The organism is Rhodococcus sp. GB-02, assembly GCF_053470465.1.
Genome location: NZ_JBPUKE010000005.1, coordinates 17,399 through 32,646, shown reverse-complemented (window position 1 = coordinate 32,646; position 15,248 = coordinate 17,399). Strand labels below are relative to the sequence as shown.

Annotated in this window: 13 protein-coding genes; 5 read left to right on the top strand and 8 right to left on the bottom strand. The window is 60.9% G+C overall.

All coding sequences use genetic code 11. From position 1 onward, the window contains the following. Nucleotides 1-2 precede the first annotated feature (2 nt). The 7 genes from ACSW29_RS29105 to ACSW29_RS29075 all read right to left on the bottom strand — a co-directional run bounded on the left by ACSW29_RS29105 (nt 3) and on the right by ACSW29_RS29075 (nt 9,138). Nucleotides 3-1,718 (bottom strand): peptidoglycan DD-metalloendopeptidase family protein, encoded by a 1,716-nt coding sequence (locus ACSW29_RS29105; RefSeq protein WP_011331709.1) that lies wholly within the window; start codon nt 1,716-1,718, stop codon nt 3-5. Beyond that, on the bottom strand, nt 1,718-4,066 hold the full coding sequence (locus ACSW29_RS29100; protein WP_011331710.1) for a hypothetical protein: 2,349 nt from the start codon (nt 4,064-4,066) through the stop codon (nt 1,718-1,720). The genes ACSW29_RS29105 and ACSW29_RS29100 overlap by 1 nt, the downstream gene beginning before the upstream one ends. Then, entirely contained in the window at nt 4,063-6,558 is a 2,496-nt protein-coding gene (locus ACSW29_RS29095) for an ATP-binding protein (protein WP_225320451.1), read from the bottom strand. The genes ACSW29_RS29100 and ACSW29_RS29095 overlap by 4 nt, the downstream gene beginning before the upstream one ends. A gap of 37 nt (nt 6,559-6,595) precedes the next feature. Continuing rightward, nucleotides 6,596-7,207 carry a hypothetical protein gene (locus ACSW29_RS29090; RefSeq protein ID WP_011331712.1) on the bottom strand — a complete coding sequence of 204 codons (612 nt, stop codon included), beginning with the start codon at nt 7,205-7,207 and terminating at the stop codon, nt 6,596-6,598. A 139-nt stretch (nt 7,208-7,346) separates the two neighbouring features. Beyond that, complete coding sequence (locus tag ACSW29_RS29085; protein ID WP_011331713.1) at nt 7,347-7,667, bottom strand: hypothetical protein; 321 nt, start codon at nt 7,665-7,667, stop codon at nt 7,347-7,349. A gap of 26 nt (nt 7,668-7,693) precedes the next feature. After that, on the bottom strand, nt 7,694-8,887 hold the full coding sequence (locus ACSW29_RS29080) for a conjugal transfer protein (RefSeq protein WP_011331714.1): 1,194 nt from the start codon (nt 8,885-8,887) through the stop codon (nt 7,694-7,696). Further along, a complete protein-coding gene (locus ACSW29_RS29075) occupies nt 8,884-9,138 on the bottom strand; it encodes a hypothetical protein (protein WP_011331715.1) in 255 nt (84 codons plus the stop codon). The genes ACSW29_RS29080 and ACSW29_RS29075 overlap by 4 nt, the downstream gene beginning before the upstream one ends. Nucleotides 9,139-9,478: 340 nt before the next feature. Between ACSW29_RS29075 and ACSW29_RS29070 the strand changes: the two genes are divergently transcribed. From ACSW29_RS29070 to ACSW29_RS29050, 5 genes are all read left to right on the top strand, one after another. Continuing rightward, the gene (locus tag ACSW29_RS29070) at nt 9,479-10,318 is read left to right on the top strand and encodes a hypothetical protein (RefSeq protein ID WP_011331716.1); all 840 of its coding nucleotides are present in this window, start codon (nt 9,479-9,481) and stop codon (nt 10,316-10,318) included. Beyond that, entirely contained in the window at nt 10,318-10,575 is a 258-nt protein-coding gene (locus tag ACSW29_RS29065) for a hypothetical protein (RefSeq protein ID WP_003944214.1), read from the top strand. Before ACSW29_RS29070 ends, ACSW29_RS29065 begins: the two co-directional genes overlap by 1 nt. Before the next feature lie 23 nt (nt 10,576-10,598). Next, nucleotides 10,599-12,599: a cutinase family protein gene (locus tag ACSW29_RS29060; protein ID WP_011331718.1), complete on the top strand. Its 2,001-nt coding sequence runs from the start codon at nt 10,599-10,601 to the stop codon at nt 12,597-12,599. Between the two features lie 266 nt (nt 12,600-12,865). Next, nucleotides 12,866-13,372 carry a hypothetical protein gene (locus ACSW29_RS29055; protein WP_195791983.1) on the top strand — a complete coding sequence of 169 codons (507 nt, stop codon included), beginning with the start codon at nt 12,866-12,868 and terminating at the stop codon, nt 13,370-13,372. A 345-nt stretch (nt 13,373-13,717) separates the two neighbouring features. Next, nucleotides 13,718-14,242, top strand: coding sequence for a hypothetical protein (locus ACSW29_RS29050; RefSeq protein WP_241199226.1), 525 nt, complete (start codon nt 13,718-13,720; stop codon nt 14,240-14,242). Nucleotides 14,243-14,503: 261 nt separating this feature from the next. Here the strand turns inward: ACSW29_RS29050 and ACSW29_RS29045 are convergent, their stop codons facing one another. Then, nucleotides 14,504-14,809 carry a hypothetical protein gene (locus tag ACSW29_RS29045; protein WP_228233025.1) on the bottom strand — a complete coding sequence of 102 codons (306 nt, stop codon included), beginning with the start codon at nt 14,807-14,809 and terminating at the stop codon, nt 14,504-14,506. Nucleotides 14,810-15,248: the final 439 nt, after the last annotated feature.

The window sequence follows — 15,248 nt, the reverse complement described above, 5'->3', positions numbered from 1 at the left end:
TCCTATCCGAATCGTTTGACGTACATCTCTTCGCCGGCCCAGCCGGAGAGCGGCATGATCGAGACGCTTTTCCCCGATTCCGGGGCGTTGAGCAACATGTCCTGACCGTTTTCGGTGCCGTAGAAAATGCCGACGTGATGGGTGTCGCCGCCTGCGCCGAAGTAGATCAGGTCACCTGGGCGCTTCTGGTCGAACGGAATGTCTTGGCCGCGGGAGTCGTACAGCTGGCCGGGGTTGGAATGACTTCCGGTGAAGTGAGGGAGCAAAATTTGGCCACCGGAGGCTTGGTAAACCGCGTACAACGTCAAGCCTGAGCAGTCGAAGCCGACCTTGTTCGAATCGCCGTTCGCATCTCCTGCCCCGCCACCATCACTGATGCCTTTCGTTGGACCGTTCTGATCTCCGCCTCCCCACGCGTACGTTGTTCCGATCCATTGGGAGGCCGCAGCGATCACGTTCGCTCCGAACGGCCCACCCGGCTTGAACTGAGGTCCACCGGGGTTCGAGGTCCCAGGCGCGCAGGCGCCGCCGTCGATGATCGTTGTTGCGGCGCCACCCTTGACGATGTCTGCCAGCTCCTGCGGCGTCAGGTCTTTACCTGAACCTTTGAACTGCGAAGCTAGTTGCCGAGCGAGCGTTTCGTCGTCGGCGTATGCCTCCGGGTGAGCCGATCCCTGCACGGTTTGGGCGGCGACGGTGACTGGCATGGATTGCCAGCCCGAAACTTTGAGCAACGCGTCAAAGAATTTGACGTTCGCCGTTACGGGGTTCATCAGGTCTTCCGCGGTGCCCCAGATGCCGACTTGTTGTTGGTATTGATTGACCGAGAGGTGGTCGCTTCCGACGCCGTCGTGGGGATATTGCAGCGACTCGGGCACGTTGGAGCTGGCGAGCATTCGGTAGGTCGATTCCTGGCTCATGGTGGCCAAGGCAACTACGATTCCTTGATCAGGAACGCCCATGGACTCGCCTATGGCGACAGCTTGTTTCGCCAGCGCCGTTTGGCTTGCGTTGAGACCGCCCGTGCCGGCGGGGGTGGATTTCGCCACCAACTCTGCATCGGGCTGAGTTGGGGCGGAGGCTGCTGCAGGGGAGGCGGTTCCTCGTTGCTTGAGCCAGGGAACCGGGTCGACTCCACCGCCCATCGACCATTGTCCTGGGTAGATACCAAAGTGCAGGTGCGGACCGCTGGATTGTCCTTCGCTGCCGACTTTGCCGATGAGTTGGCCTGCGGTGACCTTGTCGCCGGCTTTGACGAGCACTCCTGCTGCGGTCATGTGCCCGTAGAGAGATTCGACGGTCTGCCCGTCGATGGTGTGCCGGATGCGGATCCAGTGTCCGTAGCCCGAGGCCGGTCCAGCGACGACGACTTCACCGTCTCCTGCAGCGTAGAAGGGGGTATCCAGCGGGGCCGCGTAATCTTGTCCGTCATGCATTTCGCCTTCTCGCATGCCGAACGGCGAGCTGATCGTGTACGTACCTTCGGCCATCGGAACTGCCAGAGATCCGGGTTTCAGACCTACCAACGATCCGTCTGCACGAATGTCGGTACCGGTCGGCTGACCGCAGGTGGTGTCCTCACCGGTGAGGGACAAGATGACGAGAATCGGCGCCATCAGCACGACCATGCACACGATCGGCACGGAGATGAGGATCCACCACCACTTCTTCGACGAACTTTCCGAATCGGGGGACGGTGGTGCGGCGAGGAGCGTCATCAGCGAGGCCGCCGGGTCAGCGAGCTCGGCTGCGGGGTCCTCGCGTTACCCGCTCCTGCTTGAGCTGCCGCCGCCATCAGTCCGGCAGTTCTGGAGCCGGATCCGGTGGGAATGTTGACGGCGGGAACAACTGGAGCGGCGGGCGGACGTACCGGCGCGGCGGTCGGCTTCGGCGCCTTCGGGGCGCGGGTGGGAGTGGTGGGCAACAGCAGCGGCGCACCGGAATCGGTGGTGAATTCGCGGAAGGACCGACCGTCTGGTGCAACAGTTTTCGAAGCTGAACTGCGAACTCGTCCACGCTCCGGAGCAAGACCCGACGGCGCCGTGCCAATCGACTTCTTGATGCCCGGTTTGTCTGCGACAGCCGATTTCGAAAGTCGACTGCGCACCGCGGCCGCCGCGCTATCCGCACCGGTTCCACGGCTCGGTGAGCTCGTAGAGGACCGTGAACCCGAGGACTGTGAACGGGCCATCGTGGCCGGGTCGGAGAGATTGTCGATCGACTTCTTGGCCTTCTTCGCTCCGGAGACTGCTTTCGTGCCCGCCCAGACTGCGGCGGCGACGCCTCCCGTTACCGCAGTCGACGTCGCTGTGCCAGCTACTGAGCCAACGGCCTTGGTTGATGTAGTCGCTTTCTTCGCGATCTTGCCTGCGCCCTGGACCGCGGCCTTGCCGCCACGGTAGATCTGCCGGCCCTGCGCAGCCATCAACGCGATATCTCGACCCGACGTAGGGGTAGATCTGGTGATGGATGTCGGTGCGGCATCGGGTCGCTTCGCCAAAATCGACGCCAGACTGTCCGACATCCGTTGCAGACCCTTGATCGCGCGACGGAAGAGGAGGAGTGCGACGATCAGGAAGATGTCGACGAAGAAGACGGTGCGGATGAGATTCGATTCGTCTGAAGCGAAAAGGTCTTGGACGACGAGCACGTATCCGACCAGGAAAACTATGGAAAACATCATCTGCAGCAGCGACATCGCGACGTTGGCGATCGTGCGCCAAAACTGTCCACGCATCGACGGTGCGATGGCAACAACGATGCCAGGGATGGATTTGATGGCGTTGCCGATCGAAACCCCTGCAGCGAGAACCAACCTGCCCGCCAGGTAGATCGCGAAGAGCATCAGCAGAGTGCCGGCGAAGATCAAGAAGAGCAGACCCATCGCTTGACCAGGGCCAGGATTGTCGGCGTATTGCTTCATCGGACCGTCATCGCCATCACACGCCGCGATCGCGTCTTTGATGCGATCTTCAGGCTTGTCATCCGGATTGAGCAGATCCAGGGCCGCCCCCGCGCCGGGAAGAATGTCACCAACCTTCTCTTGCACCTTGTCCATGACCCCGGGCCCGTCCGGGGTCGCGGCGTAAGCCTCGTCGAATTCCTTGACGCACTTGCCGTTGTTGTCCGGCGCATCAAGCACGACCCCGAAGTTGATCAGCTGAGTGGGCTGGCGCAGGAAGGTATCTACGAGGGTCGATTTGATGGTGTCGATCTGCTGATCGGCGTTGCCGCTGGTATTTCCACCGTTCGCCAGTCCCGACGCGACTTCGAGTCCGGCATCGCGTGCAGCGAAGACCAGGCCGTCGTTACCGACGACCCGGTCGAGGGGGTTGGCGAGAAATCCGACGGCCGCGGCCGCGATGACACACGACATGAGCAGTTCGTAGATGCCCGTGGAGAAGCGCCCGCGTACGAACCACACGGCCACGCTGAATCCGGCGATGGTCAACATCAGTGGGGTGAGCGCGAATTGGTCGGTGATCGAGGTGACGGAGTCTGCGATGGTGCGGACCGGCGTGAGAATCATTTCGATCCAGTCGAAGGACAACGCGTAAGTGATGAACCAGATCGCCGTCGCCATCATGAATCGGAAGACCTCGTATTCGAGGGTGATGATGTACGCCCAGATCATTCTCCAACCGCCGCCCATTGAGGCGTTGCCCTTGTCGATCGAGAGGAAGTAGCTCCAGGCGTCGATTCCGTGCGTGTCCTTGAGCGCCATCCATGCGAAGAACGGTGATGCACCTCCTCCTCCGCTGGGGTCCGCAGCCGCGGGCGTAGCGAAAATCAGCAAAAGTGCACCAAGAGCGTGCCATCCCGCGGCCACCCGAATGAGCAGGCGGCTCCACCAGCGTGACCACAGCCAGCGAGAGATCGGTTTGCTCACGTACATGATGACGACCAACCAGGATTCGGGAATCCACGCTTGGGCGATCCGGCTGGCGGAGTGCAGGAGCCAACGCAGTGAGTGTGTGACCGCGGCGCGGACGCTGAAGTACTCGCGGGCTTCGGGACTGCCCTCGACAGCGTCCTGGTCGAGGGGGTGCGCCGCGGTCGAGGTCATGCCTTCACCAGCTTCTTGTTGTCTTTCGGGGTAGTCAGCGCGGCTTCACGGCGCGATTCGGTGGCGGGGAGAAGAGTTTTGATGCGGCCGACGTTTCCGCTGCCGTCTCGCATGTAGCCCTCGCCTCGGCGGTGCGGCTCGACGTAGCCGTCTTTTCCCGTGACCGGCGCTGTCTGCTCCGTGAGCTCTTTGACCAGGTCTTGGTTCTCTGGGTCCAGGCCCAGCCACTCGATCGCGCGCTTGGCGAGGCCTTCGTCGGTGTGGCGATGAACAAATCGGGTTTTGATGAGGCCGCGAAGTTTCGGCGTCCCGAACGCGCAGTCCTGATCACCTAATCCCACTGCTGCAGAGGACTTTCGGCCTTGAAGTACGAAATCTTCGACAATGTCGATACCGTCGTCGGCGTTGAGAAGGTGATGAGCTTCGTCGACGAGGAACAGCGCCATCTGGTCGGCGTCGGCGAAGCACTGACCGCGGGCGATCTTCGCGATGAGTGTGTAGACGGCGTGACCGAATCGCTTCTCGAGCGGCAGATTGTCGTACAGGTGCTGCTTCTCTGTCTGCAGCTGGGTGGGGAGCTCCACGCGGTGGGTGCGGAAGATGATCGCCGGCGCGGTGATCGGCAATGCCGGAAGGTCTTTCGCGAAGAGCGCTGCGGCATAGGTCAACCGGGCGTAGACGTTCATCTCCTCGCCGAGGTCGTAGGCACCGTCGATCAGGCAGTCGGCGGAGAGGAGGTGCTCGGTGAGCTCGCCAAGCCCTGCGTAGGGGTGCTTCGCGCGATAGGACGGTTCGAGCACCTTGGCCAGCGCCTTGCCGTGCGTTGATGTCGGCTGGATTCGCAGCAACGCCAGCATCACCGATTGCGTCATCTCCGCCGCGATGTTGGGCGGGAAGATCCGCAGTGGGTCGGTGCTGTAATCGGGCTCGACCAGATCGACGATGACCGCATCCGTGACCGCCCGAGCCCAGTTGGCGTATTCACCGAGGTCACTTTGATCGATACCGATGACCTGGCCGCCGCAATCGACGACGTGACCGGCAATCACCTTCATGGTGACGGACTTTCCGGATCCGAGCTCCCCGGTGACAGCCCACGAAGAGGACTGGTCGCGGAGGGACTTACCGAGTATGTCGTTGTGTACCGCACCGATCCGGGCTGCCGTGATGTTCAGTGCGAGCAGAGGTCCGGAACTGTCGCCCAGATCGTTGCGAGTGAACGGCATGTAGGCAGCAAAATGTGTCGAGGTGGTGATGTGCCCGAATTCGCGCACGATCTTCGACGAGGGAACGCCGGGAATCATCGCCCACCACAAGTCCTCTTGAAATCCGAGCGGCGCGACCAGCTTGTAGTCCTGATGTTCAAAGGACTTCTTCACTGTTTGGGCTTCAGCGAGGGCCTGCTCTTCGGTGGGCGCGCCTACGGCAAAAAGCGCTGTCCAGGCGACTTCGACCTCGTCACGGTTGGTTTCGAGAAGCGAGCTGTACTCGGTCAGTGCAGAGGCTGCGATATCGAGAGCGCCCTGTCCGCCTGCCAGCTCGCCTTCCCGCTGCTCGTACTGTTCTTTGAGGTTTTCCAGCGCACGCTTGTTCGCACGCATCACGTCAGCGCCTGCTGTCACCTTGAGTCGAGCAACGAAATCGACGTCGATGTCTCCGAAGTCATCCGCCAGGGAAAAGAATTCCGAGCCGGGAAAGAGGACACCACCGGAGGGCATATCCGCTAGCGCGAGAATCACCTGGTACGACGCCGGCCGATCATCGATGTCGTAGGGCTGGTCGACCTTGAGAACTCGACTGAATGTGGGAACCTTCGGACGCCACCAAGTCGTGGGCGCATCGCGATCTGATTGCGCGCCTTCGTCGAGTCGTGCTGGGGCGAGCGCCGCTCCCGATTTCGGGGAAGGCGTGGACGCGGCGCCAGGCATGTCTCGATCGACATGGAGGCCGCGGGTCATGGAGTGCTGCCAGAGCCAAACCATCTGTGCTGGTGTTGCCGGTCGAGCTTCGAAGACTGCGGGGATATCGGCGACGATGAGATCCGCTTGGCGAATACGCGCCCGGACCTCGTCTTCGGGGACGGAGGTTCGAGGGAGTCCGATGAAGTCCGACAGCGACGTCCATGCCGCGTGCGTGGCGGCTTTTGCCTGTCCTGCGAGTCCGGTCGTTGTCAGGGGGATGCTCAGATAGAACACTCGTTGGCCGGGGCGATAGAGCTCGATGGAGTCGAGGGTCGCTTCGCATTCGATCGCCCAGTCTGTGTGGACGTCGAGATCAACCCCTTCGGTCATCCTCGCCACGACCGCTTCCGCACTCAGCGACGACGCGATGCCCATCAACATCGATTCGCCGGGCAGTGCGCGCACGAGCATCGTGTGCAGAGTCCGGGCGGTGCGCTTGTCGACGTTGGGTCGGTAGCCGTAGTCCATTCCGCTCAGTACGTAGTCGGCCCACACGACACCGGATTTCGTCCACCGGATATTTGCTGCCATCGACAGAGTTGGCTGTTCCATTGCGGCGGATCGCTTTCTACTCGGGGTTTCCGGCGTTGGCCAGCGCAAGGAGTTCCTTGACGCTTGATCGGCCGGGGCGCGGGGCGGGGTCGTTTGGTGAGAGGGCGGGCAGTTCATGTTCATGAGGTCGCGACCGAGTGCCGACAGCGTTGTGTGCGACCGGTACAGATTCAGAAGGGGATTCGGGTTCCACAGCAGCGACGAGTTGGTCCTCGATGCGCGGATCGGCAGTGATGTAGCCGCCGGCGTGAACAAGGTGAGGTGCTCGGATATTCACGCGTTTGCCGTTGATCTTCAGCTTGGCCTCAGGCGGCGCGAAGACGGCCTTTTTGACCCCTTGAGCGACAGATGCTGGGCTTCGGCCGGCCAATCGGAGCTTGCCGACGACGAACACCGTGCCGCCGCAGCATGCGACGAAAAATCCGACGTTCCACGTGATGTTGTCGCCGAGCCACAACGGATGCAGGAGCCACAGGATTGCTCCGACAGCGGCGCCACTGACTGCTTGCGGGACTGTGTAGGGGCCGAAAGGGAGCTTCTTACCGTCGGGTGTGCGGCCGATCAGCTGAGGGATTTTCCGAGCTGTTGTGAAGTCTTTGATGACTTCGACGTTGTTGTCGTCGTTCATGTGGGCACCGACTCGCGTGAGGAGTTCTGTCGGTGTGCTCGTGTGGTCGCGTCCGTTGCCGCGGTGGTTACCTCGGACATCTGCAGTCCTCCTTGTCAGGGTCGGTGAAGGGCGATTCGAGTGGGCGCGCGGTCGCCGTTTACACCGGCAGATCCAGACTCGGGTCCGGCGCTTCTACGACCTGCACGACAGAGATGGCCAGGTCCTCTCCGGTTCGGTCTTTGAGGGAGTCCATGTTGAAGACAACCCAGAGCGCTGCAGCACCGATGAGGGCGGAGACGACCAGCCGGGCGATCGTGAAGGACTGCATCAAGTTCCGGAGAAGGAAGTACAGGACCAGGCAGCTGGCTGCAGATTGGAGGGCGACCTTTCCGTTGTTGGTCAGCTCTCCGATCTTTTCGAAGACACCGGCGGCGACGATCGCGGTGTTGGGGTCAGCGGCGGCGAGTGCGAGGGACATGATGGGTCACCTTTCGGTTCGAGGGGTCAATTTCCTGAAGGGGAAAACAGTGGGACTTCGCCGACAGCTGGAAGCGACGATCCGGGTGTTTGGCTTGGCGCGGGAGCCTGAGTCGGCGCTACGGATGTCGGTGCGGAAGTCGACGGAGCGTTCTTCGGAGTCGACGGGGCCGGGGCGCTCGTGGTCGACGAATTGACTCCGCTGCGAGGAGCAGTAGCGGCAAAGAGCGGCGTTGAGTCGATGGCGCTGACTTCCCAGCGACCGCCGCGGGAAGTCATCGTCAGCGCGTACTGACCGTTGACAGATTCGGCGTCGGTGATCTTCAAAGATGCAGTGATCAACAAGCGCACGACGTCGCCATCTGAACGCGGTGCAGCCGAGTTCGACGCACTGAGATCGACCGAGGAGAGCACATCGGTGAGTGCGATGCTGCGGTATGGCGCCGGGACGATCGGTGCGATGGAGACCCCCGGCGTCAGGTAGCGAGCAACCTCGCCGTTGCCTGTCAGAAGTGCGGCGAGGAACTGGTTGGCCGAGGTTCCGATCGGGTGATTCGCGACTCGGAACTTATATCCGAGTTGAAGGTCTACAGCTGTCGACGGCTGCGCAACTTCGGAAGGAAGTGTGGCGGCGCGCGCACCGGATTCGGTCACAACAACAGGAACTTGGAAGTAGCGCCGAACGATTGTTGCGGAGGCATCGTTGGCGGGGCGTACCGAGACCGATACCGTCACGGCGTAGGTTCGTGCGTCGCGATCGAAGGCAATTGATGCGATGGCGGGGTCCGTCGCAACGTAGAGCGCAGATGCCGGAAGATTCGGTGGCGTGGCAACGAACCGTTCGATCTCACGCTCGCTTCCTCGGCTGCCTTGAAGCCACGTCACGACCAGTTGACGGGCTACATCTTCGGCTTGGGCTTGTGCTGCGGTGTCAATGCTTTGCGCTTCGTTGTCAGTTGCTTTGACGACTGCCGGAGTTGACGACGAGCCGAATACGACGAGCAGCAGTGAGACAATTCCTGCGACGAGAGCGGCGATGATCGCACCGCGAATTGCACGTGTAGTCCACTGCTGACGAAGGCCCCACTGGACTCGCTCTGCGCGGACACGCTCCTCTACTTCATCGACGATCGTCTCGGTGGAATCGGCGGTTGCGGAACCATCCTGCTTCCGTTTCGGAGTGCGCCCGAAATTGTTGATCTTCTTCCAATCAATGTTCATCGGATACCTGCCTCGGACGGCTGCTCTGACGAGTCGAGTTCTGATTCGCCATCCGAGATGTCGGCGCTCATTGCCCGCGCAAGCGCTGCACGAGCGGCCGGCGCCTCTGCGAATACCAACAACGAGAGCGCGGCGCTGGCATCTTCGTCGAATGGGTTTCGTGTGAGAGCCGCAGCGACTCGACGGATCTCCTCAGCAATGGCATGGGCGTAGCCGAGATCGTGCAGTAGCGCTTGCATCGAGTCGTGCATCCGGTCCTCCTGGCGACTGGCGAGTGTGAAAGCCGCACCGATTTTGTGGGCTTCTACTTGTAGGAAGATCCGGGCGCGAAGACCTGAGTGACAGAGCTCGCCAAACTTTTTTCAAAGTTTTTTCCGAGCGCGGTCAGTTGCTTGTTGCCAGAGGTTCAAACGTGCACGTCGATGCCTTCGATGCACGCGCATCTACTCACGGCAAAGCTCGCGGCAACAACATCTCCGGCAACAACAAACACTCCCCTGGCAACAACAAACATGCAGGTCAGAGGCAATATAGGGCTGCTCTACTGGGCGCGAGACCAACCTCGCACGCGCACAGAGGAGACCCGTGGAAATGTCCACCCACGCAGCAACCGCCCCCAGCCATTCGTCGTCCGCCTTGCCGTCCCATGGCGCGGCTCGAGGCGACCTTTACAGCCGTCTGAACACCGAATGGATGCAGCTGTGCGCACGACCCTCAGCAGCGGCAGAGGTGCTCACATGGTCGGTCAATCAGCCGGCCTTGAATCAGGTTCAGGAACTCAACGACTTGGCCGGCGCCCATCGTCTCGATCGCGACGCCGTACTGCTGGCACTGTTGACCCTCCACCAGGAGGGCAGCGTTCTCGCGGGGCGAGCGCTGTTGCAGCTGATGCTCGGGAAGTTGATCTCGTTGACCCGTCACGCGCGGGTGGCCGGCTTCGATTCCTACCACGCTTACGACGAGCGTGCGGCCACCACAATCGCCACTTTCATGTCATTGATAGCCGAGTATCGCCCGTCCGGAGAGAACATTTATGCAGCTCTCTTTTTGCGGACTTTGAAGAAGATCGCACACGAGAACACCTTTGCCGGTGAGATCCCCGCGTCGGATCTGATGGATCGTTCCGATGCTCCTGAGGCGGAAACCGAGAACCCATTTCTAGCCCAGGACTTGCTCGCTTGGGCTGTACGGAACGGAGTCATCACCGGCACCGACCGAGCTTTGATTCAGCGCGCATATCTCGACCAGACCGACACCGATCTGACATCGATCGCGGCTGAGATCGGCATGACCTCGGCCGCACTTCGTCAGCGGCTCTATCGCGCTGTGTCGAAGATTCGGAACAGCGTAGGAACTTCGAATCAGACGTCCGATCATGCACGCTTCGCCCGTGCATCGCGCAGCGCCCGGCCGATCGAACAGGCTTTGTGATGACTCGAACTCTCGACGCAGTTTCGTTGCTGGTGTGCTTCCTGATCGCTGGCTTCGTGATGAAGGAATCGTCACTCCTTTTCGAGACTGCTGGAAGTCTCGACGCAGCGCTACGTATCCCTTCCGTGAGTCATCCCGAACTTTTGGGACAGCTGATGTCGCTCGCTCACCGCGCCGTCTTCACGGTCGTCGACCTTCTGCCGAACACCGTGACCGCACATTCGGGCAGCGGTCTTTCCACTTTCCCCTCGCTGTAATCGATGACGAAAAGAGATCTGTCATGACGACCATCGCTTCCCCATCTACCGACTACCGACGCGCCCGTTCGGTAGGTTCGGCGGCCCTTCTTACAGCAGCCGTGGCGTCAACTCTGCTCACGATCTCAACGCCGGGGACCGCTCATGCCGCACCGGCTTCTGCAGGCTGCCCCACTGCGGAGGTGGTCATGATGACGGGGACGTTCGAGACAGATTCGGGAGCAGATTCTTCGGTGGCGACGGGCCTTCTCAAGCAAGTGACTGATCCGCTTGTTCAGCAGTTCGGAAGCTCCATCAAAGTCACTTACCCTGCCTACGAAGCATCCGCGTTCAACAAGGGCAAGACTTACGGAACGAGTAAGGCCACCGGAATAGAGGCTGCCGCGAAAGTCATGCAGACCCGGGCAGCGGAGTGCCCTAGTACTGTTTTCGCTCTCGGTGGTTACAGCCAAGGGGCGGATGTCGCGGGCGATCTGACGTGGCTAATCGGGCACGACAAGGGTCCGATTCCCGCGGAGAAGCTGATCGCGGTCGGCTTGGTTGCCGATCCCCGACAGAGTCCGAGCGAGGACAACACTCTCGTCGGTCCAGCTGTCGACGGAGTCGGTATTGCGGGGGCGCGGCCAGGCGGATTCGGAAAGACAGCCTCGGTAACGCGGTCGTACTGCGCACCTGACGACCTCTACTGCTCGACGAACAGCAACAAGGACGGCTTACTTGCCGGTCTCGGCCGAGTACTTTCACAGCCCCCTACTGCATCCGGTCCACAGCAGAGTGATGGCTCTCAGCCCAACACAGCGGCCCTGCAGAACGCCCTGGTTTCGGACTACTCGAAGGTTGATCTCCCGGGCCTTGCCGGCAACGTCGACACTCTGCAGAAGCAGCTCCAGTCTGGTTCTCCCGACCTCGCCAGCGTGAGCGCAGCGGCATCCGATATTGCAAACACTCTGGTCCCTGTAGCGGATACGACCAAGTGGGTGACTCAGAATCCCGCCGTCGAACAATCACTCAAGTCAGCGGACGCATCGACGCCCGAGTTCGCGGCCGGCAAGATCGTCGAGACGGTCAAAGGTATCGATGTGGCCGGCGCATTGAAGGCCGCCGATTCGATAACGAAGGCAGTCCAGGGAGCCACAGGCGCGGCGCAGGTGCCGCAGTTGCAGGCTTCCGTCGATGCTCTCGCCAATCAGGTTTCACCTTTGACGTCCACCCCAGCGGATGGGCTCTCCGTTGCCGCGAACGCGCTCTCGATCATCAAGCCGAGTGTCCTGATCGATCAGGTCACCCACATCGGGACGAATGCCTTCGCATTGGCCAACAACATTCCAGCTGTCGCCGACATCTTCACGACTCGGATCCCGCAGATCGTTCTCGATCCCGCGCTCGATCCCATGGCGAAGGTCAAGGCGGTGCACGCCGAGTTCGACCGAATCAATGTTCTCTTCGAACCACTCGTCAAGCTCGCTGCAGGACTGGACTACAAGACCGCAGCATCACTCATCGCGATGATCCCCGACCCGTCCGGTACCGCTCAGATCGTGTCGATGATCGTCGGACTCGTCGGCAACCTCGATATCATCGGTTTGGCCAACTCCGCCGGCGAACTGCAGAAGCAGCTCTGGCACGCGATCGAAACCGGCGATGTCATCGGAGCCGGTCTGGGTGCACTCCCCCACATCCTCGACTTCGCGAAGATCGCGGTAGGCACGCTCGGGGGTGGACAGAAGACTGATCCGGCCAAACTCGGAGCAGCGTCCGGATCGTCGGCGACCGGCCAGCAGCTAACTCAGCAGTCCCAGACAGGGGACCTTGGTGGGCTCGCTTCGAATCTCACCGCGCTGGCAGGTTCTGACGGCGCCGATGCACTGGCACAGATCGGGACTGAAGGACTGAAGTTCGCTTCGTTCATCGGTTCCGGAGCTCACCAGAGCTACGGAGAAATGGTCATCGACTCCGCTGGAACGACCGCTCTCCAAGATCTGACCAATCACTTCCGCGACGCGATTGCGAAAGTGACCGCCTGACTCGCCTGTCCTCAACTCTGCACACAAGGTCAGCAGTCAAGAATGAACCGCACGGCCAGGGAAGGGTCTCGCCGTCTACCGGTGGGGCCCTTTTCGCTTCTCTACGTTTGGCCAAGAGATTGGTTCACTCGGACATTGTGAGTCGTTAACGTCACCGTGCTTGCCGAGTCTCAAGAGTGAACCTCGATGCTGGTGTAGCGGAAGGTCCCAAGGACTCGGCCGGCATCGACCCGCCAAGGTCTGACGTTCGTTTCAGCTCCCCCTTGATGAGTGCAGACGACCGCGGTGGTGTCGAATTCAGCTCCGATGACGATCCCGTCACCCTTGCTGAGAGCTCCTTCGGCAACCCCGGGAAGAGGACTCCAGTTCTCCACAGTTCCGTGGCGAAGATTTTCACGAGCCCATCTCAATCGCTGATCGTGCGCCATGTCTGCAATCTCGCCGGGGTCGCCACGGACGCCGCGGACGCCGCGGAACAAGCGGATCCGCGTAGCTCCATGCCTCTCGTGCAGGTAGTCGGCAAATGTCTTCCCAAACGCCGCCGTCAGGACGAGCCAGTCATTTGCAAGCGAGGGATCAGCGAGGAGCCGCTGGTGTGCCTCAGCAAAACCGGCTTGGCCAGAAGGTTCATCGTTGTCGCGATAGAGATCGAATTTTGGGTCCACCACGGTTATCTCCCGTTCGAGGACGAGCCTTGGGACGTAGAGCCCGACGGGCCGACCGCCAGACTTGATGTCGATCTTCCATTCAGCAAGGCGATGTACGAGGACTGACGTATCGGCGACACTTTCATCGAGTTCACGCGCATTGTCCGCGACATTGCGCCGAAATTCGTCGGTATCGGTACTGAAAATCGCGTCGCCCAACCAGCTTTGAAGTGGTTCACGCTCCAAGAAGTTGCTGTCTCCCCGTTGCTGCGCTTCACGGTGCATAGAAGCGATCCTGCCTGCCAACCACGTCTACTCGCGGGTCCGACGCGCCTCAGAGCAGCACGTGCGGCTGGCGAACCTGCGGTGATGTGGCAGGGACCGATGTGCCTGATCGCCGATTCGCCATTCGAGCGGAGGGAGTTCACCGAGCCGCGTGGGTAGTCCATGGCAGCAGATAGCCTCCACGCCATGCCTCCCCCTTCACCATTCAATGACAGCGGCCACAACTTGTTCGTCGTCCACCTCCATACGGCGGCGACGAGCACTGGCGACCAATGCGTGCGGGAAATTGCAGCAATAGATACCGATAGCGGACGATCGTGGGAGATCGCGCTGGCTGGTGAAGGCGCGCTGGCAGACGACGCTCAAGCTGTCCCTGAACTCACGGCACTGGCGCGCAGCATCGCAGGCCGAGTCACTGGAGGGTTTCACCCGGATGCGCACACGAGACTACTCAGACGTCTGTTCACCGAACTGGGTCTTTCTCCAGAGTGGCACCAGAACTCCGATATCCGTCAGCTGACAGCCGGCGCATTGGGGATCCCACCAACCCATATGCCCACCACGGAACAGACCTGCAATCTATGGGGTGTTTCTGTACAGGCGCGCGAAAGCGCCGTCCAAATGGCTGAAGCGGCGGCAGCGTGCTTTGACGCGCTTGCCTACTTTTCTGCCGGCCACGGACGCCGCATCGTCGATATCCAACTGAATTGAGACAGCTATGACATACCGAATGTCGAGACTGAAACTGCCTGCGGGACTGAACCTGTTCTTGCGGCGACTGCGCTGGCGCCACGTCGCGTTCCTGTGGCTCGTCGCGGCCCTTCTACTGACTTTGATCAATAGGGAGGTTGAGACAGGGACAGTCATGCATTGGGTACTTGCGGTCCCTGTCGCCCTCTCCCCCGTGCTTGTTCTTTCCCTTTGGTTACTCGCAAACAGGAAGCGCTGAAGGCGCCCTCGTCGCTTCCCTCGTCATGTTGCGGGTTCGTCGTCTTTGAAGAAATATCCGGTCAGCGCCGCAGCGATCAGGTGCGAGCGGGATTTTGCGCCCAGTTCCGCCACGAGGTGATCGATCACGTCGAAGTCGGCATGAAATAGTCGGTAAGTCACCTGCGTCTCACTATCGTCACGTGACGTTTTGGCTCGAATGCCCCGGGCTGCGAATAATCCCCCACCGATTCGACCGCCAGGGTAGAGCAGTTCCGGAAGTCGATCATGAGTCGCCTCGATCGCGACGATGAAGATCTGACCGTTCGTCATCCCCGTGCTCGCCCGCATCTCCTCGAGCTTCGCATGGCACCTTGCCGGCACCCGAACACTTGACGACTTCCCTCCCCCATCCAGGTCCGAGGAACGGTCGACTTGCTCCCGATCTTGTTGACCTCCAGAAGGTTCAGCCTCAGCGGGGCGCTCCACATGCGCGGGCACTTCCCGCCCTTGTTCAATTTCGTCGTTGTCACCCTCGATGTACGCGGAAGCGATGCTCTCGAGCGATCGGGCCGCGGCCGAACGGAAGGTCCCGGCGAGTGGTCGGTGCCCTCCAGCCGACTGAGACGGGCCTTGGTTATGCGTGCTAGTCACGTCAATCTCCGATACTGAACAGGGAACGAGACGCGCTCGCTCAAACCTAAAGTGATCTTGCTGAGAGTTATACAGCCCTCCCTGGACAGCTCGGGTGCGACGAGACACCTCACCCAAGACCCGCGAATCTTGCACC